General features: G+C 61.4%; 27 protein-coding genes, 1 tRNA gene and 1 pseudogene. 15 read left to right on the plus strand and 14 right to left on the minus strand.

The features are described 5' to 3' along the window. The first annotated feature begins 24 nt into the window (after positions 1-24). Both EWF95_RS04600 and EWF95_RS04605 read left to right on the plus strand, forming a co-directional pair. Complete coding sequence (locus tag EWF95_RS04600; RefSeq protein ID WP_142442873.1) at positions 25-363, plus strand: toxin-antitoxin system TumE family protein; 339 nt, start codon at positions 25-27, stop codon at positions 361-363. Then, entirely contained in the window at positions 344-775 is a 432-nt protein-coding gene (locus tag EWF95_RS04605; protein ID WP_142442874.1) for an HVO_A0114 family putative DNA-binding protein, read from the plus strand. Before EWF95_RS04600 ends, EWF95_RS04605 begins: the two co-directional genes overlap by 20 nt. Before the next feature lie 29 nt (positions 776-804). On the opposite strand, the gene EWF95_RS04610 is transcribed toward EWF95_RS04605, so the two are convergent. From EWF95_RS04610 to EWF95_RS04625, 4 genes and pseudogenes are all read right to left on the minus strand, one after another. Beyond that, entirely contained in the window at positions 805-2,202 is a 1,398-nt protein-coding gene (locus EWF95_RS04610; RefSeq protein ID WP_142442875.1) for an FAD-dependent oxidoreductase, read from the minus strand. A gap of 185 nt (positions 2,203-2,387) precedes the next feature. Next, positions 2,388-2,603, minus strand: coding sequence for a PLDc N-terminal domain-containing protein (locus EWF95_RS04615; protein WP_142442876.1), 216 nt, complete (start codon positions 2,601-2,603; stop codon positions 2,388-2,390). 185 nt (positions 2,604-2,788) lie between these two features. Beyond that, positions 2,789-2,908 (minus strand): DUF1059 domain-containing protein, encoded by a 120-nt coding sequence (locus EWF95_RS04620; protein WP_142442877.1) that lies wholly within the window; start codon positions 2,906-2,908, stop codon positions 2,789-2,791. A 401-nt stretch (positions 2,909-3,309) separates the two neighbouring features. Next, positions 3,310-3,552 (minus strand): annotated as a pseudogene (locus EWF95_RS04625) (hypothetical protein); the annotation flags it as partial. A gap of 233 nt (positions 3,553-3,785) precedes the next feature. Here EWF95_RS04625 and EWF95_RS04630 point away from each other — a divergent pair. After that, positions 3,786-4,052 (plus strand): hypothetical protein, encoded by a 267-nt coding sequence (locus tag EWF95_RS04630; RefSeq protein WP_142442878.1) that lies wholly within the window; start codon positions 3,786-3,788, stop codon positions 4,050-4,052. 40 nt (positions 4,053-4,092) lie between these two features. Here the strand turns inward: EWF95_RS04630 and EWF95_RS04635 are convergent, their stop codons facing one another. Together EWF95_RS04635 and EWF95_RS04640 are read right to left on the minus strand one after the other, a co-directional pair. Next, positions 4,093-5,070, minus strand: a complete 978-nt coding sequence (locus EWF95_RS04635) for a replication factor C small subunit (RefSeq protein ID WP_142442879.1) — start codon at positions 5,068-5,070, stop codon at positions 4,093-4,095. Positions 5,071-5,140: 70 nt separating this feature from the next. Next, positions 5,141-6,799, minus strand: coding sequence for a methyl-accepting chemotaxis protein (locus EWF95_RS04640; RefSeq protein ID WP_142442880.1), 1,659 nt, complete (start codon positions 6,797-6,799; stop codon positions 5,141-5,143). Between the two features lie 201 nt (positions 6,800-7,000). Between EWF95_RS04640 and samp2 the strand changes: the two genes are divergently transcribed. The 3 genes from samp2 (at position 7,001) to EWF95_RS04655 (ending at position 8,254) form a co-directional block, all read left to right on the plus strand. After that, on the plus strand, positions 7,001-7,201 hold the full coding sequence (gene samp2, locus EWF95_RS04645; protein ID WP_142442881.1) for a ubiquitin-like small modifier protein SAMP2: 201 nt from the start codon (positions 7,001-7,003) through the stop codon (positions 7,199-7,201). 99 nt (positions 7,202-7,300) lie between these two features. Continuing rightward, on the plus strand, positions 7,301-7,789 hold the full coding sequence (locus tag EWF95_RS04650) for a peroxiredoxin family protein (protein ID WP_142442882.1): 489 nt from the start codon (positions 7,301-7,303) through the stop codon (positions 7,787-7,789). Next, positions 7,790-8,254, plus strand: a complete 465-nt coding sequence (locus tag EWF95_RS04655; protein ID WP_142442883.1) for a GNAT family N-acetyltransferase — start codon at positions 7,790-7,792, stop codon at positions 8,252-8,254. A gap of 7 nt (positions 8,255-8,261) precedes the next feature. Here the strand turns inward: EWF95_RS04655 and EWF95_RS04660 are convergent, their stop codons facing one another. After that, complete coding sequence (locus tag EWF95_RS04660; protein WP_142442884.1) at positions 8,262-9,311, minus strand: DNA-methyltransferase; 1,050 nt, start codon at positions 9,309-9,311, stop codon at positions 8,262-8,264. Between the two features lie 147 nt (positions 9,312-9,458). Between EWF95_RS04660 and EWF95_RS04665 the strand changes: the two genes are divergently transcribed. Both EWF95_RS04665 and EWF95_RS04670 read left to right on the plus strand, forming a co-directional pair. Next, positions 9,459-10,229: a 23S rRNA (uridine(2552)-2'-O)-methyltransferase gene (locus EWF95_RS04665; RefSeq protein WP_142442885.1), complete on the plus strand. Its 771-nt coding sequence runs from the start codon at positions 9,459-9,461 to the stop codon at positions 10,227-10,229. A gap of 114 nt (positions 10,230-10,343) precedes the next feature. Next, positions 10,344-10,418 (plus strand) — tRNA-Glu (locus EWF95_RS04670). Between the two features lie 469 nt (positions 10,419-10,887). On the opposite strand, the gene EWF95_RS04680 is transcribed toward EWF95_RS04670, so the two are convergent. After that, positions 10,888-11,406, minus strand: a complete 519-nt coding sequence (locus EWF95_RS04680) for a DUF7342 family protein (RefSeq protein WP_142442887.1) — start codon at positions 11,404-11,406, stop codon at positions 10,888-10,890. A gap of 305 nt (positions 11,407-11,711) precedes the next feature. On the opposite strand from EWF95_RS04680, the gene EWF95_RS04685 reads away from it, so the two are divergent. The 3 genes from EWF95_RS04685 to EWF95_RS04695 all read left to right on the plus strand — a co-directional run bounded on the left by EWF95_RS04685 (position 11,712) and on the right by EWF95_RS04695 (position 15,293). Further along, complete coding sequence (locus tag EWF95_RS04685) at positions 11,712-12,635, plus strand: DUF1616 domain-containing protein (protein ID WP_246055624.1); 924 nt, start codon at positions 11,712-11,714, stop codon at positions 12,633-12,635. Between the two features lie 163 nt (positions 12,636-12,798). Beyond that, positions 12,799-14,559: a glycosyltransferase family 2 protein gene (locus EWF95_RS04690; RefSeq protein ID WP_185911692.1), complete on the plus strand. Its 1,761-nt coding sequence runs from the start codon at positions 12,799-12,801 to the stop codon at positions 14,557-14,559. A 56-nt stretch (positions 14,560-14,615) separates the two neighbouring features. Further along, complete coding sequence (locus EWF95_RS04695; protein WP_246055625.1) at positions 14,616-15,293, plus strand: hypothetical protein; 678 nt, start codon at positions 14,616-14,618, stop codon at positions 15,291-15,293. Here the strand turns inward: EWF95_RS04695 and EWF95_RS04700 are convergent. Further along, positions 15,277-15,549, minus strand: coding sequence for a hypothetical protein (locus tag EWF95_RS04700; RefSeq protein ID WP_142442889.1), 273 nt, complete (start codon positions 15,547-15,549; stop codon positions 15,277-15,279). The genes EWF95_RS04695 and EWF95_RS04700 overlap by 17 nt on opposite strands. Before the next feature lie 92 nt (positions 15,550-15,641). Here EWF95_RS04700 and EWF95_RS04705 point away from each other — a divergent pair, with 92 nt between their 5' ends. Together EWF95_RS04705 and EWF95_RS04710 are read left to right on the plus strand one after the other, a co-directional pair. Beyond that, positions 15,642-16,163, plus strand: coding sequence for a metal-dependent hydrolase (locus EWF95_RS04705; protein ID WP_142442890.1), 522 nt, complete (start codon positions 15,642-15,644; stop codon positions 16,161-16,163). A 54-nt stretch (positions 16,164-16,217) separates the two neighbouring features. Beyond that, positions 16,218-17,132 carry an NAD-dependent epimerase/dehydratase family protein gene (locus EWF95_RS04710; RefSeq protein ID WP_142442891.1) on the plus strand — a complete coding sequence of 305 codons (915 nt, stop codon included), beginning with the start codon at positions 16,218-16,220 and terminating at the stop codon, positions 17,130-17,132. On the opposite strand, the gene EWF95_RS04715 is transcribed toward EWF95_RS04710, so the two are convergent. Then, positions 17,129-17,437 carry a cupredoxin domain-containing protein gene (locus EWF95_RS04715; RefSeq protein ID WP_321167581.1) on the minus strand — a complete coding sequence of 103 codons (309 nt, stop codon included), beginning with the start codon at positions 17,435-17,437 and terminating at the stop codon, positions 17,129-17,131. The two genes, EWF95_RS04710 and EWF95_RS04715, sit on opposite strands and share 4 nt — an antisense overlap. Before the next feature lie 243 nt (positions 17,438-17,680). Between EWF95_RS04715 and EWF95_RS04720 the strand changes: the two genes are divergently transcribed. Beyond that, positions 17,681-18,328: a hypothetical protein gene (locus EWF95_RS04720; RefSeq protein WP_142442893.1), complete on the plus strand. Its 648-nt coding sequence runs from the start codon at positions 17,681-17,683 to the stop codon at positions 18,326-18,328. Positions 18,329-18,707: 379 nt separating this feature from the next. After that, the gene (locus tag EWF95_RS04725) at positions 18,708-20,663 is read left to right on the plus strand and encodes a hypothetical protein (RefSeq protein WP_246055626.1); all 1,956 of its coding nucleotides are present in this window, start codon (positions 18,708-18,710) and stop codon (positions 20,661-20,663) included. On the opposite strand, the gene EWF95_RS04730 is transcribed toward EWF95_RS04725, so the two are convergent. From EWF95_RS04730 to EWF95_RS04745, 4 genes are read right to left on the minus strand one after another with little or no spacing between them, the layout of a single operon-like run. After that, complete coding sequence (locus EWF95_RS04730; RefSeq protein WP_142442894.1) at positions 20,636-21,412, minus strand: glycosyltransferase family 2 protein; 777 nt, start codon at positions 21,410-21,412, stop codon at positions 20,636-20,638. The two genes, EWF95_RS04725 and EWF95_RS04730, sit on opposite strands and share 28 nt — an antisense overlap. Then, positions 21,406-22,629, minus strand: a complete 1,224-nt coding sequence (locus EWF95_RS04735) for a glycosyltransferase family 4 protein (RefSeq protein ID WP_142442895.1) — start codon at positions 22,627-22,629, stop codon at positions 21,406-21,408. Before EWF95_RS04735 ends, EWF95_RS04730 begins: the two co-directional genes overlap by 7 nt. After that, positions 22,626-23,723 (minus strand): glycosyltransferase family 2 protein, encoded by a 1,098-nt coding sequence (locus EWF95_RS04740; protein WP_246055627.1) that lies wholly within the window; start codon positions 23,721-23,723, stop codon positions 22,626-22,628. Before EWF95_RS04740 ends, EWF95_RS04735 begins: the two co-directional genes overlap by 4 nt. Then, positions 23,716-24,957, minus strand: a complete 1,242-nt coding sequence (locus EWF95_RS04745) for a glycosyltransferase family 4 protein (RefSeq protein WP_142442896.1) — start codon at positions 24,955-24,957, stop codon at positions 23,716-23,718. The genes EWF95_RS04740 and EWF95_RS04745 overlap by 8 nt, the downstream gene beginning before the upstream one ends. Positions 24,958-25,137: the final 180 nt, after the last annotated feature.

A 25,137-nucleotide genomic window follows, 5' to 3' on the forward strand; every position in this document is an offset into this window, starting at 1 on the left:
TGTTGGAGGACATACCAACAGTCGATGGCAGGAGACGACGGTGCGATATTGGTTATCGACCGTCGTGAGGAGTTCGGTGAGACGTACGCCCACGCTCGGGCGTGGAGGGTACCTGTCTCGGATCGCTATCCGGATGGCGTGAAATACAGTTTCCAGTATGGAACCAAGGATGAGACAAGAACCGCGACCGACGACGGGACGATCATCCGATACGACAACTTCCCCGACCACCCGAATGCGGCGATTCATCACAAGCATCTGCCCGATGGAACCGTCAAAGCTGTCGACTTCACCGGACTACGGCCGCTGTTTGCGGCGTTCAAAACCGAGGTGATCGAAGACTATGACGAAGACTGGAACTGAGTCCACAGACGACGCACACGCTGACCGCGTACTGCACATCCGCTACCGGAGCGGAGACGACGACCGCCTCACCGAAGCACTCGACGCGCTCGACCGAGGCGAGACGCCGGATCCAGTGTTCGAGATCATCTATCACGACATCGAAGATCTTCACCGAGTCACACGACCGACAAACCTCGAACTACTCCGAACAATCGTCCGCGAGGAACCATCGAGTATCCGTGAAACCGCCCGGATGGTTGATCGGGATGTCCGGCAAGTTCACCGCAATCTCACCGCACTTGAAGAACTCGGACTCATTGATCTCGAAGCGGAGGGTCGCTCAAAGCGTCCGACCACGTGGTACGATGCGATAGAAGTCGACCTCCCGCTCGGTGAATCGGCATCGACGTACGACACTGCTGACGCCTAATCGAGATTGGTTCGCTGGCTACAAGCTGATCAGTCGTCGTCAGCGGCCGCCGATTCGACGGCGTCGACCTCGATGGTGTCGTCATCATCGACTCGCGGGAAGTGGCCGATCGTCGCCTCGCGGAAGGCCTCCTCGTCGAACTCGTAGTCGCCCTCCAGGGACTCCAGCAGGGTGTGAGTATCCCGCATCGCGTTTTTCAGACAGGTCGACGCGCCCGGCGAAGGCGTGATGTTGAAGATGATGTCGTCGCCGACGATCTTCGCCTCGCCCATATCCAGCGATTTGTTCTTCGTGTCGACGATCTGCGGGCGAATGCCGCCGTACCCCTTTGCGCGCTCGATGTCCTCCAGTTCGACGCTCGGGACGACCTTCTGCACGTCCGGAAGGAACTGCCTGCGACCGATGACAGGGAGATCGTAAAGGAGGTTTTCGAGGACAAAGGGGAGGAGAATCCGGTCGGCCATGATGTTGGCGTAGCTGAGAAACGCCTCAGGTGTGAAGCCGAACACATCGAAGAAGTCCGGTACCGATGAGAGTCGGCCGCGTTCGAGCCCGGGGACGACCTTCGCCGTTGGTCCAAACCGCGTGATGGAGTCGTCGTGTACCTCCGCGTCACCGTGAACGGCGGCGAAGGGGAGTTTCTTCATCTGGAGGGTGTAGACCTTGCCGTTCAACAGCTGGTCGTCGGCGATGAAGAAGCTGCCCGCGACCGGGAGCAGCGACATATCCTCGCCGTAGCCGAGCTCCTTGGCGATCTGGAGGCTGTGGGAGCCGGCGGCGACGACAGTGGCGTCGGCGTCGAAGCGACCCGAATCGGTGGCGATGGTGTGGCCGTCGAGCGTCGGGGTGATGTCGGTAACCTTCGTTCCGGTGTAGACATCGACGTTGGCTTCTTCCTTCGCTTGCTCGACAAACGACTTCGTCGTCTCGCCGTAGTCGACGACGTAGCCGTCGGGCGTCTGGAGGGCCAGCAGATCCTTGTTGGGATCGCGCCCCTCAACGACCTTTGGTTCGATATCTGCGATCTCTTCACGCTCGATGGGGCGGAGCTTCGGGAACAGCTCGCCGAAGCCTTCCTCGTGGTAGCGGGATTCGAGTTTGGGCACTTCCTCGTCGCCGACCGCCAGTACCATTTTGCTGCGTTTGGAGTGCATCTCGCGGTCGCCGTCGTGGTGTTCGAGGTAGCCCGCGAGCATCTCCGCGCCCTCCTTGACTTCCTCGGCTTTTTCGAGCGTGTAGTTGGTCTCGATGTCGCCGAAGTGCAGCGTCTGGGAGTTGTTGGTGTGGTGGGAGTTGATCGCGCCGAGTTCGGGCTCTTTCTCGATCAGTGCGATTGAGTCGATGTCGGTGAACTTCGCGGTCGTGTACAGCAGCGACGCGCCGCTGATGCCGCCGCCAACGATCACGAGGTCGTATTTGCCGGACATGGGTGGATCTACCGCCGCTACGTTGGCTGTCGTGCTCCGCACTGATAACTCATATTTTTTGTCGCCGATGGTTCGACAACTGACGAATAACACATCGACAGCTAGATCGTTGGAGTTGCCACCACGGCCGCCAAAGCACCGGCTAGTCGACAGCCACCGAGGCAATCGTCGACAGTCATACTACCTCAGCGTTGATCGCGGCCGAGCAGCAGGTAGAGCACCACCCCGATCAGCGGGGCAAACAGCACCACAAGTGCCCACAGGATCGCCGAGTGACTGCTGTTGTCGGTCGCATCATTGTACGTCCAGATGACAAGGGCGATCTGTACCACGAAGGTGAGTACCGAGAAGACGAAGCCGATGAGGGCCAGTTCAAACTGTAGCAGCATGGAGGGCAGCATATCTACAGGCGGTAGTCATAGCAACAAATCAGTTATGGCTGAGAGTCACGGTGCGATTGTGGTCTGGTGGGCACGAAACACGCACTGGGAGAGGAAGCGTGTTTCATACAGTTTACTGTAGACGGTTACCGCCTCGACCGCCCACCGGGCGGCGGTCGAACGGTAACTTCCTACAGCAAACCGTATCAGGAGACCTGCTCGATCATATCGCGCGCCTCGCTGTCGCTCAACGTCAGATCGTGTTTCTCCGCGGCGTGTTCCTTGACGTGCTGCATAACCTCCTGTTCGTCCTCGGATTTGATCATGAAACTGTCCTCCTGGCTACAGGCTACCTGATATGCCATGGTCGTCGCACAGCCTGTACCGATATTGTTATGCGTCGGTTCCGTCCGGTAGGGTTGGCTGTCGATGGAGTAAGCCGCCCTGTCTGATCCGGGTATGAGAGTACGAATAGTCTACTCGCTACAAACTGGGCATGGTCGTTATCGACCTCGGGAACCGTTGGTCGGTTTCTTGATCGATAGTCATCATTCGTCGTGATCCACCGCAAGCGGACACCATCGTAAAACACGATAGCCAGCAGTCAACGGCGTCGAAATCAAAGTTGTGCGTCGTCGAGGGACTCACTGAGGCTAGGACAGGAGCCAGCAAACTCCATCGGATCGGCCGTTTCGGTCAATCGTTCGCTCCCTTCGTCACCATGTTGCAACTCCCAGTCTACATCCTCCTCAACGATCTCTCGCTCCCGTTCAGCACGCTCGACCTTCGTCCGGCCGACTCGGTCGATGGCTTCCTCGCGGTCGAGTTCGCCGTCGAGGTATTGGGCGAGCACCAGATCGTCCCACAGATCGTCGAGCCCGCGTTCGAGCGCGCGCTCAAATACTTCGGACTCGGGAAGTCCGCGAGCCTCCGCGATTGCTCGAACCCGGTCGGAGATTTCAGCGGCCATGCTGTATGGTTGTTCGGCACCGTTGATAAATCCGTGTCCGTCGCCAAAAGTCGGCCTCGGCACTCATAGGGCTCGTCACCGGCGGGAGCCACCCCACCTCGGAGCGGTGGTGTCGTCATCGGCCATCGACAACCACGCCCGACACTGAAAAGACGGTTGCGCCTCGGCCGCCGGCACCGCCGTATGCGATCCGGTCACAATATTCATTGTCGACACACCCATACAACCGGTGTATGCTCTCATCAGACAAGAAATCGACAACGGCGGCGTCAATCGGGGCCTCAATCGGAGCCTCGCTCGGTGGCAAAGCTGGCCCGGTCGGAGCCGGTATCGGCGGCGGCTTTGGCGGCGCGGCCGGCTATCTCGCCGGCGCGCTGACACCGAGCTGCGGCTGCTGCGGGAAAAAGAAACTCCTGCCGGACGGCGGCCAACCGGTAGCCGAGGACGATGCCAGCAGCTCTGAAACCAACAGCGTCTCCATTCCAGTCACCGAAGAATAGGATCAAACAACTCGGCACTCATTGTGACCGTTGGTCTGGCTCAGTTCTCGTCCAACGCGAGCGACGCCAACAACGCCTCAAGCTGCACCTGCTCGTTCGCGCCCTCCGTAATCCGGTAGTCGGCCTCGCCGATCCGCTCCATCAGCCGGACGGCCGCCCGCTCGTCGATCCCGAGATCCCACACCGACCGGTGTAGCTGGTCGATGATATCACCGCCGGCCATGCCGGTATCGGTCAGGAGGGTGTCCAGCATCGCCCGCGCCTTGGCGAAATCGCCGTTGATCGCGTCGGTCACCATCGCCTCGATCTCTTCCGGTCGAGCAGTTGAGGTGATCATGTAGACGGCCTCCTCGTCGACGAGTTCGCCCGTCGTCGCCGCGGCCTGGAGGCTGTTGATCGCCCGGCGCATGTCGCCACCCGCCGCGTAGATCAGGGCTTCCCGGCCGTCGTCAGTGATCTCGATGTCCTCGGCGGCGGCGATCTCGTCGACCTGTGCGGCGATCGCGTCGTCCGACAGCGGCGAAAACCGGAAGACGGCACAGCGCGACTGGATCGGGTCGATGATCTTCGAGGAGTAGTTACAGGAGAGGATGAAGCGGGTGTTGTCGGAGAACTGCTCCATCGTGCGGCGGAGTGCTGACTGGGCGTCAGACGTGAGACTGTCTGCTTCGTCAAGAAATATTATCCGGTAGTCGTAGCCGCCGAAGGACGCGCGCGCGAAGTTTTTGATCCGGTCGCGCACCACGTCGATCCCGCGCTGGTCGGAGGCGTTGAGTTCGAGGAAGTTGCCCTGCCAGTCGTCGCCGTAGACCTGCCGGGCGATGGCGGTCGCGGCGGTCGTTTTGCCGATGCCCGCGCCGCCCGAAAACAGTAGGTGCGGCAGATCGCGCTGGTCGATATAGCTCTGGAGGCGTTCGACGATGTCGTCTTGGCCTTTGATCTCGTCGAGGGTCTGCGGGCGGTATTTCTCGATCCAGATCTCCCGACCGGCCGTCCCCGCGGCGTCGCCATCGCTCATACCTTGGGTGGCGGCCGGGAGGCTGATAAACACCCCGAGACGGAGTCGACAGCGACAGCGATCGCGCAGCCTACGTGGTTCGGAGCCGGTGGACGCGATCCTCCAGTTCGGCGATCGCGTCGGTCTGCTCGTCGGTCGCCGCAACGATGTTCTCGGCAGCGGTGTCGGTTTCGGAGGCGTGATCGCGGGCCTCCTCAAGCGTCGATGTCAGCTCTTCGACGGTCGCAGCCTGGTCGTCGGTCGCCCGCGAGACCTCGGCGATCCCGTCGGCGGCCTGATCGACGGCGGCCGCGATATCCTCGAAGGCGGTCAACACGTCGTCGATCTGGTCGCCCGCTGTGTCGATCTGCTGGTGGCTCTCCTCGGCGGCGGTGATCGTTGAGTCGGCCTGCGACTGGAGATCGTTGATGCTTTTCGTGATCTCCTCGGTGTGTTGTCGCGTCTCGTCGGCGAGGTTTTTGACCTCGTCGGCGACGACCTCGAACCCGTCGCCGGCCTCGCCGGCACGGGCGGCCTCGATGTTGGCGTTCAACGCCAGAAGGTTGGTCTGTTCGGCCACATCGGAGATGACCTCGACGACGTTTTCGATATCGTCCATCCGCTCGCCGAGATCGGTGACCGAGTCGACGAGTTCCTCGCCCAACTCGGTGACCTCGGTGGCAGCGGTGTGGGCGTCCTCGGAGGCGGAAAGCCCCTCGTTGGAGGCCTCGCGGGCCGTTTCGGCCGCGGTGTCGACCTGTTCGGCGGTGGCGGCGACCTCCTCCATGCTCGCCGAGAACGTCTGCATCTCATCGACGCTCTCTGCGAGGAGTTCGTTCTGATCGTCGACGTTCGTGGCGATCCCGTCGGCGGCACTGACCGCGCGCTCGACGGAGTCCGCAAGCCGGCTTGCCTGCTGGTCGACCTGTCTGACCACGTCTTGGAGATTGTCAGCCATCCCGTTGACATCCTCGACGACGCCGAGCAGCCGGTCGTCGACGAACTCGGTGTCGTCGAAGGCGGCACGCGCACCGAGCTCCCCGGCAGTCAACGCCTGCAGCGTCCCCGACACCTCATCGACCAGTGCCTCGGTCGCCTCCTGTTGGCGACGCTCCTCGGTGAGATCCTGTACCATCTCGACGGCACCGACCAACTCGCCGTCGTCGTAGACCGGCATCACCGTCACCTTGGCGTACCGCTCGACGTTGCCGCTGTGGTCGGCGATCCGATCCTCTTTGGCGTAGAGGTGCCGCGACTCGTCCTCGACGGTCAGCCCGTAGGCCTCGTCGGCCGTCGTCGGCTCGGCAAGCACCTTCTCGATCATCGTGTCGTCGGTCGAATCGTAGAGGAGCATCCCGATGTCGTCGCGCCCGCGTGCCTCCTCGGCGTCGACGCCGGTGAGTGCCGTCATGTCGTGGTTCCACGCCCGGATCGCCCCCTCGGTGTCGATCACGAAGGCAGCCTGTGGGATCCCGCTCAACAGTACCTGGCCCCGCATATCGAATTCGCCGCCGGCGTCGTGCCCATCGCTGCCGGCGTCGTTCTCGTTGCTCCCGGTGTCGTGCGCGTCGCCCTCGGTGTCGTGGCCGTCATCACCGTCGTCGACCACCGGGTCGATCGTCGTTGCCTCGTCAACCCCGTCGGCCGTCGTTGTCCCGGCGACCTGCCCGCCGTCGGTGCGGGCGGCGGAACCCCCGGCATCGCCCGGTCGCAGCCAGGAGTGTAGGCCAGCCAACAAATCAAAAAGCATTGTACCAGTTATACACAGTCAATCATCAAATAGCTTCGGCCCAACTACGTCGTTATAGCCGGATGTAAGCACATATTGACATAATTCAAAACGTGTCGACCATCATTATATTGGGCTGACAGAACAGTACCAGTGGCGTCGACAACAACAGGTCTGTGCTGGAGCCGACACGCTTTATGAGTCGACGGCTGTAGCCGGGGTATGGATGTGACCGTCGAGGTCGTCAACGAGGCCACCCACGAGGTGAGCGTCGACGAGACGGCAACCTACGCCGACCTGCTGGCGGCGATCGACTACAGCCCACAGGCGGTGTCGGTGCTCGTCGATGGCAGCCCGGTGCCCGAAGACCAGCCGGTTGGGGCCAAATCCGTGCGGGTCGTCCGGCTGATCAAGGGTGGCTGAGACGGCGGCCGTCCGGCTGATCAAGGGCGGTTGAGACGAAACCCACCGACCGCGCGCTGCGACGGGAGTATTTTTACTCTATCGCTCGCTACGACCGGTATGTACTCGACGCCGACCGATCTCTCTATCGAGCTCCCGAACGGGGGGCCCGGCCCCGATCCGCTCCGGGTCGACCAGGTCGATGCCGACTTTGTCGTCCTCCTGTTTCACCGCGATTTTCACTGTAACAACTGCCAGACACAGGCCAGCGAGATCGCCGCCCGCTACGAGGAGTTTCGCCAGCACGGCGCGGTCGTCGTCTCGGTGCTACCGGAATCAAAACCCCGTGCTGCTGAGTGGGCCACCGAGTACGACCTCCCGTTTCCCGTGTTGGCCGACCCCGACAGCACAACCGCCGACCGCTTCGGCCAGCCCGTCCGGTTCGGGGTTCTCGGCAAGCTCCACGATCTGATCGGCCGGATGCCGCTTGTGGTGATCATCGATCGCCGCGGCGAGGAACCACGGCTGGTGTACTCCTACGTCGGCGACGCACCCGGCGATCGCCCGACCGTCGACAGCCTGCTGTTGGAGCTGGAACGGAACGGGTAGATGTCGGTAGAGGTAGCACTCCGCCGTGCCGGCCCCGACGATCACCTTGCTGTCGTTCGGCTGTTCGACGCCGGGCTGTTGGAAACCGACCCCGATCGGCTGCGTCGACAGCTCGACGCCACGGCTGGGTTCGTGCTGCTGGGTACGATCGACGAACGGCCGGTCGGCGCGGTCGCCGTCGATCTCGCACCAGCCAGCAGCAGCAGGGTCGACGACAACGAAGGGGTCGATAACCCCGAGCCGGCGCGGATCACCGCCATCGCCGTCCGGCGGCGGCGACGCGACCGCGGGATCGGCCGACAGCTCGTCGATGCGGCGGCCGATCGGGTCGCACCGCGACCGCTGACCGCCGTATTCGACGAGCGCGTTCGACCGTTCTACCGGGCCTGTGGCTTCGAGATCGAGCCCCACGAGGGGCGGCTCCGGGGCTGTCGGTGGCCGACGACGGCTGGGACGCCGGATTAGTCGCGGATTAGTCGTCCGTCTCATCGAACGGCGTGTGTGTCACCTGGTAGCCGTCGTCGGTCGGGTCGACGCGGTCGGCGGCGTACAGCCGGATCGACTGCTCTTGGCTGGTTCGAACCGGCGTGTCGTAGTGGGCGGCCTCGTAGTCGAACGTCTCGCCGGCCGCCCGTTCGTCGGCGACGAACTCCCGGTGGGCGGCCAGTCGATCGCCGATCACCCGGCGCGAAAGGGCCGGAACGTCCTCGATTCGTTCCTCGAAGACCGACGCGAAGGCGGGGTCGAGCTCGTATCCGACGGAGTTGCGCCCGGCGACCGCCGCCGCCAGCCCGGTTGTTCCGGTGCCAAAAAACGGGTCGCAGACGGTGTCGCCGTAGACGCTGAACATGTTGATCAGCCGGTAGGGAAGGCCAAAGGGGAACGCGCCGGAGCGATCTCTGAGGTCGTCGTTGTCGAGCGATTGGAGCGTGCCGCGAAGGTCAGTCCACAGATCCGAAAACCAGCGGTTGCGCTCCTCCCAGAAGTAGGCGGCGTTGTACCGGCGGTCGGCGTTGGGCTCGAACGATCGGCGGTCGCCGGCCCGAAACGGGAGGATGTACTCGTGTTCCAGCGTGACGTAGGCGTTGGGCGGCACCATCCCGCTGCCCATGAACTTCGCCGCGGAGTTGGCCGGCTTGCGCCAGACGATCTCGGGGAGGGGCTCGAAGCCGAGGTCGGTGAGGGCGTCGATGATCCGGGCGTGGTTCTGGTAGATCCGAAACCCCCCGTCCAGCGATCGGGTCGCATCGCCAACGTTGATACAGGCGATGCCGCCGTCGACCAACACGCGGTCGATCGACGCCCACACCTCGTCGAGCACCGCGTGCATGCCCTCGAAGGCGGCCTCGCCGTCGCCGTCGTCGAGGTGGTCGCCGATCGCCGGATCGAGGTCGGCAAAGAGCTCGTCCCACATCTCGATCATCGGGTACGGCGGGGAGGTGACGACAAGCTCGACGCTGTTGTCATCGAGGCCGTCGAGCCCGCGGGCGTCGTCGATGACGACACGGTGGAGGGTTTTCATGCTTCTACCACCTACACGGGTGTGAGACCCATAAATGCCAACGAAAAGTCGAGTGCGGCATGTCTTTGAGCGTGGCTGTTGTGATGCAGGTATGGACGCACTCGAATCGGTCACGCCGGCGCGTGACACAGCAGCGAGGTGGCAGCCGTGACGCGCAAAGACGAATACTACAACCGCGCCAAACAGGAGGGCTACCGCACGCGGGCGGCCTACAAGCTCAAACAGCTCGATCGGGAGGCTGACCTCTTGAGCCACGGGGATCGGGTCGTCGACCTCGGGGCCGCGCCCGGTGGCTGGCTCCAGGTCGCCGCCGAGGAGGTCGGCGAGACCGGTACCGTCGTCGGCGTCGACTTCCAGCGCATTCGGGAGCTGGAACACGACAACATCGAGACGATCAAAGGCGATATGACCGAGGAGCGAACGAAAGACCGGCTCACCGAAGAGATCGGCGAGGCGGGCGCTGATCTCGTGATCTCGGATATGGCCCCGAACATGACCGGCGAGTACGATCTCGATCACGCCCGGTCGGTGCATCTCGCCCGGCAGGCGTTCGCGGTCGCCGAGGAGATCTTAGCGACCGACGGCGATTTCGTGGCAAAGGTGTTTCAGGGCCAAGACCTCGACGCGCTTCGAGAGGAGATCGAGGAGGCCTTCCAGTACGTCCGGACGATGAACCCCGAAGCATCGCGGGATAGCTCCTCGGAGGTCTACCTCGTCGGGAAACACCGCCTGACCGCGCCCGTGGGCGTCGGCGACACCCGTGAGGTCGAGATCGTTGATACCGGCGAGGAAGGCGACGGCATCGCCGAGATCGAGGGGTTCACTGTCTTTGTCTCGGGAGCGACGACCGGCGAGACGGTCGAGGCGCGGATCACGGACGTGAAACCGACCTTCGCGTTCGCCGAGCGCGTCGACTGATCGCCGGCCGATTGCTGAGCTGCGTTGGCGACGACCGTCGGTATGTAATCGATACACACCCCGGGCGTGATTGATGAGGTTTATGTATGGCCGCGGCGTGGCTCGATATGCCGCGCTCGGTTGGTGTAGTCCGGCCAATCATCTTGGCCTTTCGAGCCGAGGACATGGGTTCAAATCCCATACCGAGCATTCAGTTTTCCGGCGAACTATCCCCGTTAGTTTCAGATTTACTCGTCCCACAACGTCTCGATTCGATCTTCGATGTAATCAAGCGTTAGCTGGCATACGTCTCGATGATCTTCTGGCCACTGCTCATCTTGCGCGTTAGCCTGACTGGCGGCTGGTGGTGGATGAAAGTGATCCCGCAAATTGTGGGGGTTTGGATGTCGATCCCAGCGACACGTCCACGTCTCTTCCTGTCTTTGCTCCCGATACTGTATATTGAAATCATCGTTCCGATACCAGCGAATCTCCAATCGTGCTGCCACGTCACTCGGATAATACCCGCCAGACAATACAATTCGAAGATGGAGTTTTCCATCCGTAACGAGATCAGCTGATTCGACAAGCCGAGGGCTGGCAAGCCGCGACTGGATTCGTTCTAATACTGACCGATCTATCGGCGCAGGGCTCGCGCCGTCGTCTACCGGAACCATCCTCAACTAACTGAAGACGCCGTAGAGCTGGCAGCTTTTCGTCGTGCGCGCTCATGCAACTCCCGTTCTTCGAGTGCGGTTGCCCAGTCACTGAGGTCGGTGTACACGTTGTCGACGCGTGATGCGTCAAATTCGAGGACATCGACCATCGCGGGTGAGTCAGCATCGTACTCAGCTCGGTACTCCTCAATGCGATCAGTGAGTTCCGAGACCCGTGTTTGTAGCTCCTCAACGGAATTCTTCCGAGCCAGTTCGTTCACTCGCCGCCATTGGAAATACTCGTCGTTGCGTTCATACATCACTGGCCGCCCCTCGTGTCGAATAACGATTCCGAGGTCGGCATAGAACGCTAAGTGTGTCCGTGCCGACTCCTCGGAACAATCCGCTCGGGCGGCGATCTCGGCGACCGTCGTCGGTTCTCTGGCCTGGAGGATCGCTCCGTATACGCGTTGTTTGGTATCTTCATTTGCGAACGGTTGCTCGAATGGAGGAGGATCGTCATCACGACTCTGCGCTGTCATGCCTCTGTGTTTGGGCAGAACCCATATATTCCTTTCTACGACCAAAATATATCATCTAACCGCTTTCGCACCTGTCGTTCTCCTGTGTTTCGACTGCAACGATAGTGGCTGGCATAGAGAAGTACACTCCACTGTGTTGTCTCTATCGAGCCCCGACCCGACTTCGTGGATCGCTCGGCATCAAGCCTCAGCAGGGGTCGGTGACGCGCCGCCATCGCATATGTTCGACCACAGGAGATATTCGGAGACCATACCTATTTTTAGTGGTCTCGTCTAGAGTAAACAATATGCCGATTCCTGGAGTAATGGATGGTCGAGTGTTGGCCGCAGACCTGCTGGCCGTCGTCACGAGCATCGCGCTGATGGTCGGTGTCGTGGTTACTCCGTTGGGTGAGCTGCGTGTTCTCGCTATCGTCATCGGTCTCCCGTTCGTACTGCTTGTACCAGGATACGCGCTCGTTTCGGCAGTATTCCCGCGGAGCGGGGAGCTGACACCGGATTCCGAGACTGGCCCTTCGTGGCTGGGTCGGCTTGGCGGAAGCGTCGCTGGGAGTGGTATTGCCATTGCCGTTGTCGGTGGGCTGCTTGATTTCACCGTTTGGGGGTTCGAGCGGACAGCCATCCTGGCAGGGCTGTCAGTGTTTGCGCTCGTGGCGACGACCATTGCGTGGTATCGGCGTCGACAGCTCCCGACAGCCGACCAGGCAGGCTTCGATCTCGATAGCATCCGGTCGTATACCCGAACGGTCGTCTTCGGCGAGAGTGCGGTCAGTGTCGTACTGACGCTTGTTGTGATCCTCGCTGCTGCGGGGGCGGTCGGTGTCGTGGCCGACGAGTCGACCGAAAGCGGTTCTGTTGTCGAGTTGTATATTCTTGGACAGGACGACTCGGGCGAGCTAACTGCGGGGAGCTATCCATCGAACGTGACAGTTGGTGACTCGATCACCACCGGAATCGGGGTCGGGACAAGCCGATCACCGTTTGATGGCCGTGTGGTCACACGACTTGAACGCGTCACCGTCGACGGGGAGACGGTCACCGTCAGCGAATCACAGGAACTCGACCGGATCGATATCCGAGTCCCCGCTGGCGAAACGACAGTCACTCGACACACCGTTCAGCCATCGATGGCCGGTGAACGACTTCGGCTGACCTATCGGCTCTACCGAAACGGATCAAACTCAGCACTCCGGCAGGCCCACGTCTGGATCACTGTTGAACCGAGGTAGACACCCCTCCCCACACTCGGAGACAGACCAGACTATCTTGACAAATATTGTCAAAAAGTGCGACTTGACGGAGAACAATTGATTCTAACTCCGCATATGTTTAAATACCAGCGAGTGCATTAGATACGTAGACCACCGCAAGTGGGTTCAACGGGGATATATATTGGAAACCAACATAGCACAGCTCCGGAGTACAAACCTTGAGGTAACGAAATCCGTTACTAAGATCAGTGAGGACGATCAACTGGTGCGGCTTTCGGTGCGTTCAGCCGCAAGCAACCCGGTCAAACTGTCACTCACCGATAACGTCTCGTCGGAACACACGTTACATGTCGGTGATCCCGATTCCGGATCGGGCTACACTGATGGAGCCATAACGATCGAGTCGGTCGTCGACCCCGAGAAACCAACGGCCTTCGAGTACCATCTCACGGGTTCGACCGAGGGAGAACTCCCGGAACCGACCATCGACAGCGTTTCGCCAGCAGCAACCAACGGCGACACGCCAACACGGGTCGAGTGGATCGGCCCAGAGGGAAAGCCGATACCGATAGCTGTGACAGCCAGAACCGAGACCGTCTTACTGCTTACCAGCAGCGAAACGAGCCCGACACCGGCTACGCGTCGACTACAGGGCGTCGGTATCGGTATCGTTCTCACAGCGGCAAACGAGGACGCTGCGTGTCGCACCGTACTGCGGGCTCGCAAGCGCGGCCACCCGGTCTTCGTGATCTCGCGTCTGCAGGACGAAGATGTCCTGGAGGCGGTCGCGGATCTCGGTGCGACCCTCATCTCGCCACTGTCGAGAAGGGCCTCCCAGAACGATCTCCACCGAGCACTATCCCAAGCCGCCAGAGAACACGGAGCGACCGGGATCATCCTACAGACGCGTGACTGTCCGCGTATCGATTACGACCGGACGGCCGCCGCCTTCGAGCAGGCCGACTACGACATCATTGCCATCCCCGAGTACTGGGAGCAGGCGACCGACAGCCCGAGAGTCGTCGTCGGAATTCCAGCGTACAACGCCGCTGACAGCATCGGCACGGTGGTCGACCGCGCGGCCGCCTACGCCGACGAGGTCATCGTCGTCGACGACGGGAGCGGCGACGAGACGGCAAACCGCGCGCAGGCGGCTGGCGCGACAGTCGTCGTCCACGAGCGCAACCGGGGGTACGGCGGAGCGCTCAAAACCCTGTTCCGCGAGGCCGCCGGTCGGGAGGCCGCCCATCTGGTCGTCATCGACGCCGACGGGCAACACGATCCGGCAGACATTCCCACACTCGTCGAAACACAGACCCGCAACGATGTCGACGTCGTTATCGGAAGCCGGTATGTCGGCAAGCGAAAAACGAAGATCCCGTTCGTCCGGTCGGTGGGGCTGGCAGTGATCAACGGTCTCACAAACGCCAGCCTCGGGAAACTCCGGCCAAGTGGATTTATCCATGATACCCAGAGCGGCTACCGGTGCTACAGCCTGTATGCGACCCGATCGCTGGCGGGCGACCGACTGATCGGTGATAACATGGGTGCGAGCACGGACATCCTCTACCACGCCCATCGGAACCGCCTCAGCGTTTCGGAGGTCGAAACGACGATCTCCTACGACGTTGAAAACGCCAGTTCACAGGGATCGGTCTCTCACGGACTCGACCTCCTCCGCAACATCTTCTGGGCGGTCGAATACGGTCGACCGCTGCTCATCCTTGGGGTTCCTGGTGGGCTTATCACGCTGTTCGGGGTCATGCTCACGGTGTTGTTGATCGGGCAGTCCGCTGCGACAGGGATTGTCGACCCGGTTCGACTGGTCCCATCGATTCTGTTTGCGGTCGTGGGGCTGTTGCTCTGTATCGCGGCGGTGATGATGCAGGTATTGAACCGCCACCCGAGCATGAAACGGCTGAACGACGACGAAAACAGCTAAACGGGCGGCCCGACTCCACAGGGGTATGACAATGTTCGTGACTATGGTGACCAGCCGTGAGTAGTGAGATCGCGGCTGGCAGTCGTCTCCGTACCCGGTTCGGTTCCCGAAACCCGGCACCGGTGTTCGGCGTTCTCGGAGTCGGTCTCGTCGTCGGCGGGCTCGCGGTTCCCGAGTTTGAGACACTGCTTTTCATCTGGGGCGGGACGGCACTGTTTGTCGCGCTGTTGCTCCAGTTCGTGATGAGCGAGTCGACGCTTTCTGCGGCGGTTACGAACGACATTTATACCACGATGGCAGCCAACGCCCGACGCGCGAGCTCGGTAGCTGACCGCAAACAGGGCACGGCGGAGGGCCACCAGTACGTCCCCGACGCCGACGGCGTCACGCTCGTCGTCGACGACCGCGAGTTCGACGCCGTCGGCCAGCGACTGCTGGCGACCGGTGACGATGTGACGCTGGAGGGGGCGGTTGACGACCTGCTCTCGGTGCTGTTCGACGTGCTGATCAACGAACTCGAACTGGCCACCCGACTCACGGCGACGACGGACGAGGAGCTGGTGACGGTGACTGTTATCGGCAGCCGGATCGAAAGCACGGAGCTGTTCGATCACCCCATCGCGTCAGTTATCGGTGTCGGCCTCGCCCAGGGGCTCGACACGCCGGTTGCTGTCGAGACGGCCCGCCAAGACGAGCGGCTGGTCATCACCGCCGAGCCTACATCGAGCCGATAAGCTTCTCGGCTGTCCGTACCCCGACCAAAACAACAAACACGAGTGCCCCGGCGACCAGCGGCCAGCGGAGTCGCCGCCGCCAGTCGACGGTGGCGTGAAGCGGTTCGGTGAGTGCGGTCACCACCGCAAGCCCGACAAACGAGACGACGAACGCGTATTCGATCGTCAGCGAGTCGACGCTCGCCAGGATGCCAACGGCACCGAGCATCCAGCCGATTTGTCCGAACAGAAACTGCCGTTGGCGTGGGGTCGTCATCACTGGAGAGGTATTCAGCCAGAGCCTATAATCCCACTGCTGCGCCGACAGCACTGGGTTCAAGACCACACACCGCATATGATAATGTGGTAATGTTCCCGTGGATCCACGCCGCCGTCGGCTATCTCTTCTTGGTTTTGGTCGCCGTCCTCCTCGGTCGACGCCTCACACGGGCCGAGTTGCTTGCCGTCATCGTCGGCACCCAGCTTCCGGATTTCGTCGACAAACCGCTTGCGTGGTGGTTCAGTATCCTTCCCTCGGGTCGCTCACTGGCCCATTCGCTGGTGGTAGCGGTGCCGCTCTCGGTGGTCGTGCTGGCGGTCGCGTGGTATCGGAGCCATCCCGGGGTCGGGTTGGCCTTCGGGTTCGGCTACGCCAGCCATCTGCTCGGCGACAGCTACGTCGCGTTCTACTACTGGCGACCCGAGGAGTTCACGTTCCTCCTGTGGCCGTTGCTGCCAGCCTACCCATACGACGATTTCGTCGGCTTTACTGATTTCTTCTCCCGGCTGACAGTCACCTCCGAACTGCTTGTTGCCTTCCTCGCCACGGTTGCCGTGGGTGTCATCTTCCTCGTCCAGTTCGCCCGTGCCCCATGGTACGCCCCACGATAGTGCCGCTGTCGGTTCGACCAGCGACTATTTACTATCGGCTCACAAGAATTCATCATGACGCCGACTGTTACTAATAAACGCGTTCTGATAACCGGTGGAGCGGGATTCATCGGCAGCCACATCGCCGACGCGCTCTGTCCGGCCAACGAGGTTCGCATCCTCGATAGCTTCACCGGCGGCGACCGGTCGAACTGCCCCGACGAGGCGACGATCATCGAGGGGGATATCCGCGACGAGTCGACGCTTGCGACCGCCATCGACGGCGTCGACATCGTGTTCCATCAGGGGGCGATTGTCAGTGTCGCCAAATCAGTCGACGATCCGACGACGAGCCATGCGGTCAACGTCGATGGGACGCTCGCGGTTCTCGAAGCCGCCCGCCGCGAGAACGCCCGCGTGGTCTTCGCATCCAGTGCGGCGATCTACGGCGTGCCGGAGTCGCTGCCGGTCAGCGAGACCGACCCCAAAGAGCCCACCTCGCCGTACGGACTGGAGAAACTCTCGGGTGATCATTACTGTCGACTGTATGCCGATCTGTACGATCTCCCAACGGTCGCGTTGCGGTATTTCAACGTGTATGGGCCACGCCAGTCCGGCGGTGATTACGCCGGGGCCATCACCGCGTTCACCGAGCAGGCCCGCGATGGCGGCCCACTAACCGTACAGGGAGCGGGAACCCAGACGCGGGACTTCGTCAACATCGACGATGTGGTGCAGGCGAACCTGCTGGCAGCCACCACCGAGGCGACGGGTGAGGCGTTCAACATCGGAACCGGGGTCGCGACGACGATCAACGATGTCGCCGAGACGATCCGCGACCGGATCGCACCGTCGGCCGAAGTGAGCCACGTTGACCCGCGGCAGGGGGATATCCGCGATAGCGTCGCCGACATTCAAAAGGCCGAAACGCTGTTGGGCTACGAACCAACCGTCTCGCTCGCCGACGGGCTGAAACGGTATCTCTCCTAGCCCTCGACGATGACGGTGCCGACCATTCCGGTCTCGTGTGGAATACAGAAGTAGGGAAACTCCCCGGCCGTCTCGAAGGTGTGGCTGTAGGTCTCGCCCGCCGCGACACTCCCGCCGTCCGGATACGCTTCGCGGGCGGCGGCTTCGGTCTCGAACCCGCCGGAGGCGAAGTAGGCCGCGCCGTCGGGAATGTCGGCCTCGTAGGCGGTCGCGCTGTGGGCGACCGCGCCGGTCGTCTCCCAGACGACCGTATCGCCAACACTGATCGTCACCTCGCGCGGCTCGAATTTGAGGTCGTCGGTCATCTCAACGAGTGTCTCCTCCCCGTTTCCGGCCGAGGGCTCGCTTCCCTCCGATCCTGACCCGCTACAGCCGGCCACGCTTCCGGCTAATGCGACCCCGCTGAGCTGTAGTACTCGCCGTCTGTCGTACATATATCCCATTTGTGAACCACTAAGTTAAGCACACGGCTCCTCGCGTCTGGATAAGATCATGGCTCTTACCGAAGATAATGAAACAGCCTCATCCGATTTCTTTCAGGAGGTGCAGTGCAAGATGCACAGCGCGAATCTTGCAGTACGGCTACGAGTGATCCAAGAAGGGTTGACCTCTTCATTCTGCACAGTGATTTTATTCACCCCCGACTCTCAATAAGAAATGATAACTCAATGGAACGGACGAAAATCAAACTCAGGGAAGCCAATTTCTTCAGACAGAATGCATTGAACTCGGAAGGCGAGGAGTTCTTGTATTATATGAGTGCAACTCTATCAGCTTGCAGATCAGTTACGTTTGCACTGCAGAAGGAACACAGTGGAGAAGAGAACTTTGATGACTGGTATAGCGGAGCGCAATCGGAGATGAAATCGGATCCGTTGATGCGAGTTTTATCTGAACTGCGAAACCACGTAGTTAAACGTACTCTTGTCACACCCGTAGGGGAGACGGAGCATCAGGTGATTGATAAGAAGCCTAAGCATCCCGATTTTGCTGGCGAACCTTCCATAGATGGGAAGACCTTCACCAGGCACAAGCTAGATAAAGTGCCAGAGGACGTGAAATCGAATATCCCTGATGATATTGTCGAGGCCTTTCTTCGAGAGTATGGCGATGATTCTATCGAGTCTTGGCTCAATAACTATTATTTTAAAGCAAAACGGGTGGTAATCGAAGGAGGCGAAGCGGTTAAGGAATGAATCGGTCGTTAAAATGAGGCCCAAAGTCCTACTTACTACCCCCTATTTGAGTCCGTTCCGTCTAACAAAGAGCGCGCTTCTGTGGAAATGTTGATTCAGCAATAAATTTTAACACGCATACGTGATGAATCCATGCTCTATATTCATCACTCCAACTCAGCCCATATCACACTTCAGACAGTTGTTTCACCAGATTAGGCAAGAGCCAAGATCATAATAGACGCGTCATTGGGAGCCTAATGGACGCGTCATTGAGAGCCCTGCCGATCACGGACTTCCGTGCTGAGAGTGGTTATAAGCGTGCTATCCAAGGTAGGCGTACACGCCTACAAACACTTTTGAGGACACCAGCGAAAGGGGAGCCAACTGGAGTCTCCCGATGGTCTCTCTCATTCGTCGTCGTCATCCACTGTTTTTGCCAACTGCCGTCTGTATCGTGACAGCGATTGGATTGCTGTTTCTGGATCTGTTTAGTGTGCTTCCCCGACCCACAGTAATACGGGCAGGGTTCACCGGTATCGGGGCGAGCGTCGCGCTTGCCCTCTTCGTCGCCTCAGAAGGCGATAGCGAGACCGTCGCCGACACCTCCCAACTCTCGCCGTCCCTCGCAACGAAAGTCGTCCTCGTCGCCGCGGCTGGAGCCGTCATCGCGGCGGCGGAGTTGAACTCGCGGCTCGTCCCGCTGGCAGTCCTTGTCCCCCTCGGGCTCTTCGCGGTTGCCTTCCAGCTCCGCACTGAGCCATCGGTTCCGGCGGTACTGACACAACTGACAGCAGTGTTCGGAGCCGCCCAACTCGCCAAATACGTCACCACCGGATTTTATTTCGGCGGGAGCGATTCCTTCGCCCACGTCGCCGCCGTCGACGCGCTCATCGAGGCGCGCTACACGACCGCGATCCCACACGGCTACGATCTGTACCCGGTCTTTCATTTTGTTATCGGCGCGGTCAAACACGCCACCGGACTGCCAACATACGACGCGCTCGTTTTGACCGGGATCGGACTGCTGACGCTGGTCGTGCCCATCGCGTACCTGCTGGGCTGGTCGGTCTTCGGCTCGCAGCGATTGGGGTTGTTGGCCGCGTTTTCGGTCACCCTCCTGGAGTTTTTTTCCTACCACGCGCTGTACTTCTACCCCCAAGCTCTGGCATCGGTGTTCCTGCTGATCGCCCTCTATATCAACAGCCAACTCCGGCAAGCGACCGACGAGCGGGCGTTCCGCCGGCTCTCGGTGTTCGTTATCGCGCTGGTGGCGATGATGGTGTTCACCCACCACCTCACCTATCTCCTCTTTGCCGTGGTCGCTGCGGTCGCCATCCCGATCGCACTCGGCCGCCGATATCTGTTCGGCCAGTCGGCCGCTCGTCGTCGACTGCTTCGCTACCGGTGGCTGTTTCCCGGCGTGATCGGTGCGGTGTTCCTGCTCGCCTACTGGTCGTACTCACCGAGCCTCATCACCGTTGGCATCGTCGAACTAACCGCTGGCGTGCTGTTCGATGTGGCGACGATGCCAACCCAACAGCTCTTCACATATGGGGTAACGCTGCCGGTCGATAGCGTCGACCGCGCGGTCGCGTGGCTGCTGACGCCGACGGGACTGTATGCGTCGGGGTTGGGCGCGCTGTTGTTGGTCGCGGCCTACGAACTGCTGGCCGAGTTCCGATCCTACCAGCAGGGGTTTACCCTCACTGTGACCGGGCTCAGCCTCTCGGTGCTCCTATTGCCGCTGCCGATAGCGATCCCACAAATAGAGCGCCTGAAGTTCGTCGTGACGCTGGTCGTCCTGTTTCCGCTGGCTGTTGGCCTCAAACGGGTGTTGTCGGTCGACCGCCGGTACGCCATTGTCGCACTCGTCGTCATCGCCACGCTGGGCGGCGCGACGACGTTCACCGTGTTGGTGGCCGACGATCTGACAGAGACGTATATCGACGAACCCAGACAGCAGGTGTCGATGAGCGACTCGGAGTTCGAGTCGGTCGGGGCGGCGTCAACGTTCCTTCAGCGGTACGGCGACGGCCCTGCCGCCACTGATCGCGTGACCAACCGGGCGTTCGAAACGAGCGGGTTCAATGCGACACGCACCTTACAGGCCCGGCCATCGGGGTTACGCACCGGTGGGACGTATCTCGTCGCTCGTGAGCAGTGGACTGACCACCTCGTCGCGCTCGGCCGGGGGCTCAGAACCGGCGAACTGAACAGCTTCACCGTCTCAGACGCACGGTTTAGAGCCGCCGAAGCGACCCAGACGAAGGTCTACACCTCGGGCTCGGTCACTGTGTATCGGAGCGAGGACGGCTTCAGGCGTCTCTACGGAACGAACGGGACGGCTCTGTAGATCACGCTTCGGAGCAGCGCGGCCAGCGAGACGGGGTGCGGGGAGATGCGAACCGCTCGCGAGAGGAACGCGACGGCTCTGTCGTAGTCACCAGCCGTGTGGCAGGCCCGACCAAGATCCGTGTACAGCTGAGTGTAATATATCGACAGGTAGGGCTGGGCCGCCGGAACGCGCTGGCTGACGAGATAGCCGAACCGCTTGGCGTGGTCGCGGTATTCGTCGACGGCCATCCCCGTAGCCATCATGCTCTGGTCGTGGTGTCGGCGTGAGAAGAGATCGGGACAACAACAGACCCCCGCTTCCGTGGCAGCTTCGAGGACATACAGGAGATCCTCCCCTCTGTCGAGGCCGGTCTCGAAGCGAACGCTGACTCGGTCGGTGTCGACGAGGATGGCCGACGTAACCTCTGAGAGATCGCCGACGAATACGTCGTAGACAAAGTCGTCGAGGCTCATTGGCGACCCCTGGACACAGAGCCCGGCACCGGTTTCGGCCATCCGGTCGAGCTGTCGGTCGAGCTTGTCTGGCTCCCACAGATCGTCGGCATCGAGAAACGCCACGTACCGGGTTGACGCCCGATCTAGCCCGGCGTTCCGGGCGTCGGCGGGCCCGGTGTCCACATCGTCGACGACGACAAGTTCGGTCGGTACGGTCTGGTCGGCGACTGTGCGTTTGGCCTCGTCGAGCATCGACTCGGGCGTATACTTCGGGCTGTACGGGATCACGACCGAGACGGGGTCGCTCACCATTCGGCCATCACCTTGTGGTGGATCTCGTTGAGCCGCTGGGCGTGACGCTGCCACGTCCACTGCTGATCCAGCAGTCGCTGGTGGCCAGCCGCGCCCATCGCACGGAGTCGGTCGGGTTCGTCCAAGAGCGCGTCGAGTTCTTCCCGGAGTCGGTCGGCGTCGTGGGGCGGAACGAGCAGCCCGGTCTCGCCGTCGACGATCATCTCCGGGATCCCGCCGACGTTCGAGGCAACTACGGGCGTTTTGGCGGCCATCGCCTCGTAGATGACCGTTGGGCGGCCCTCGCGCCAGCTCGGATGGACGAGCACGTCGGCGGCGATATGCCAGCGCCGAAGCGCAACAGGGTCAAGCTGCCAAAACGAGCGGGCGGGGTGTGGTGATTTTCCCAACTGGTCGAGTAGCCACCACCGGAGGTCACCCTCGTGGCCCACCGTGACCAACAGGACGTCCTCGCGGTCGAGTGCACTTACCGCGCTGACCAACTCCCGAATCCCCTTTTCTTTGGTGTAGGCCCCGACCGACAACACGACCTTCGTCTCGGGGTCGATCCCGAGTTCGGCGCGGATCTGTTCGCGCTGGTCGGTCGGGAACTTGGTCGGATCCTCACCGATGGGCACCGTGACGACCTTCTCGTCGGGCGCAAACCGCCGGGCGACGTTGGCGAGTTCGTCGCTGACAACCAGAATACGTGAGGCGTAGTCGATGGTTTCGCGGAGCCGCCGTTTGGCTCCCTCGTTGAACGTCTCGTAGTTGTGGAGGTCGACCGCGTGGCTGTTAACGACCAGCGGCAGATCGTGTCGACGACAGTACTCTAGCATCCCGTAGCCGTCGAGATAGATGTCCGAGACGTGGACGATGTCGTGTGGCGTCTCGAAGTTGTCCTCGATATAGGGCGTCACGCGCTTCTGGAGAGAATCCCCCGAGCGGTGGTAGAGATAGCGTTTGGGCAGCAGATACAGGAAGCGGGGATAGTGGGCGACGTACGTCCCCCACCGTTCGGTCTCGGGGACTTTGGCATACTCGGAGTGGGGGCCGACTGGCAGCGCAAACGGCGTCGGTACGACGAGATCGAGCTCCGCCTCAGTGCGGTTCAACGAGTCGAACGACCGATGATTGAACGGCGACCGCACCGGCAGCGCGTGGCTCTGGTGGTGAATACAGCAGCCCAGCACTCTGTAGGGCTCACCGCCGTCGCCGGTGTAGTCAAGATCGGTCATCGTGTCCCCCCGGCAAGCACACGCAGCCCAAGCACCGACCAGAATGCCAGCCGAGCGGCGTTCTTCGGCCGGAGAATCATCGATGCGTCGAGAAACGCGGCTGCGTCGGCAAAGCGGCCCTCCGAGAGGAAATGGCCGACCAGCCCCATGCGGTGAACCTGTCGAACCGGAATCCCACGGCGTTCGAGATCATCGACCAGCCCGGCGTTCCGTTCGAGATACCGCCGGTCGTTCTCGACGTAGGCCTCTGCCGGGGCGTCGCCGGTGAAATGGGTCACCGCCAGCGGCTCGCCGACGTAGGCGAGGTTGCCGACCGATAACACCCGAAGCACGAGATCCCAGTCCTCGTAGATCGACAGCCCCTCGTCGAAGCCGCCGGTCGACGTAACGACATCGCGGTCGACCAACAGCGTCGATCCCGGGCCCATGAACACCTGCATCGACAGCAGTGCCTCGGCCAGCTCCCGGCCACCCTCCCGGGGGGCTGACGAGCGAAACAGCGTCTCCGAGACGGCGGCGGCGACCCGCCCAGCCATTGAGAGACCGGTTGAGGCGATATCACAGTAGGCACCGACCCACCTCTCATCCCGGCTGTCAAGCACCGAAAGCTGCCGGTCGAGTTTTCGTGGGAGCCACTCATCGTCGGAGTCGAGAAAGGCGACATACTCGCCGCTGGCAGCCGTGATCCCGGTGTTGCGAGCCGCGCTCACACCGCGATTGGTGTCGTGTGCAAGATACCGGACGCGGGAATCCTCGATGGCCTCGACCACCGCCTGTGTCCCGTCGCTACTGCCATCGTCGACAACCAGCACCTCGATGTCGGCGACGGTCTGTGCGAGGGCACTGTCGACAGCGCGCGGAAGGATCTCGTCTCGGTTGTAGGTCGGGATGATGACGCTGACACGTGGCCCATCGGTTGTCGATCCCGGCGACTCACCAGTCGTCGATATCACTGAGCCGTCCCCTGTCGACTCACCGGTCGCCGACATCGCTGAGCCATCCCCTGTCGACTCACCGGTCGCCGACATCGCTGAGCCGTCCCCCGTCGACACCCCTGACTCGTCGGTCATCGATGCCGATGAATCATCAGTCATGCATAACCTCGCGGTGGATCTCGGTGAGTTGCTCGGCGTGGTGGTGCCACGTCCACTGCTTGTCGAGGAGACGCTGGTGACCAGCCGCGCCCATCCTCCGGAGCCGATCGGGATCGTCGAGGAGATAGTCCAGTGTCTCCCGCAGTTGGTCGGCGTCGTGTGGCGGCGTCAGCACCCCGGTCTCGCCGTCGACGATCATCTCCGGGATTCCGCCGACATTCGATGCCAAAACGGGTGATTTGGCGGCCATCGCCTCGTAGATGACTGTCGGGCGGGCCTCGAAGTGGCTCGGGAGGACGAGTAGATCTGCGGCGACATGGAGCCGACGCACCGCAATCGGGTCGAGTTCCCAGTAGGCATGCGAGGGATGGGAGAGTTCGCCAAGTCGGTTTAAAAACCACCAACGCAACGCACCGCCGTGGCCGACCGCGGCGATGACGACATCGTCGCGGTCGAGGGCCTCAAGGGCGGCGGCCAGTTCTCGCACCCCCTTTTCTTTCTCGAAGCGACCGATGAACAACAGCAGCTTCGTCTCGGGGTCGACGCCGAGTTCCCGCCGGATTGCCTCCCGGCGGTCGGTCGGATACTTCTCGGGATCCTCGCCGATAGGGAGCGTCCGTACCTTGCTCGCGGGCGCAAAGCGTCGGGCGACCGCCGCAAGTTCGTTGCTGACCGTCAGAACCGCCGAACTGTACTTGATGGTCTCGCGGATCTGTTGTTGAACCGTCTCGTTGAACCGGTTGAAGTTCTTCAGATCCCCGGAGTGTGAGAGTGCGACCAGCGGAATGTCGTGTTTGCGGCAGTATGTAAGCGAGGCATACCCGTCGAGATAGAGACCGCAGGTCTGGACGACATCGTGTGGCGTCTCGAAGGTACGCTCGACGTAGCTCGTGACGCGTTTTTGCGCCGAGTTCCCCGAGACATGGTAAAAATACTTCTTTGGCAACATATACAGGAACCGAGGGTAGTGAACCCGGTAGGAGCCCCACTGCTCGGTTTTCGGGACGTGTCGGTAGTCCGAATACGGCCCGATCGGCGGAGCAAACGGTGTGGGCGAGACCACATCGAGTTCAACCCCTGTGGCGTTGAGCGCGTCGAACGAGCGGTGGTTGAACGGCGTCCGAACCTGAAAGACGTGGTTTGGGTGTTCGGCTGCACATCCAAGGACGCGGTAGGTCGGATCGCCGTCCGTCTCCGTTTGTGAATCGGTCTCCGAGACCTGTTCGTCTACCATAGTGAGGTGCCGACACGGATCGTCGTGACGGTAAGTTCGTCCTACCATACTACTGGAGTGATTGTTATGCTTTCCGGGGGAGACGGCCGGAAAACGAACGTCGACGAGTGAGTTGACCAAGTTGGGGAGGATAGTTTATATTGGTCGAACGGTTACGGCGACGCGTGTGTACCCCCAACC

Source organism: Halonotius roseus, assembly GCF_006861655.1.
Classification (GTDB): Archaea; Halobacteriota; Halobacteria; order Halobacteriales; family Haloferacaceae; genus Halonotius; species Halonotius roseus.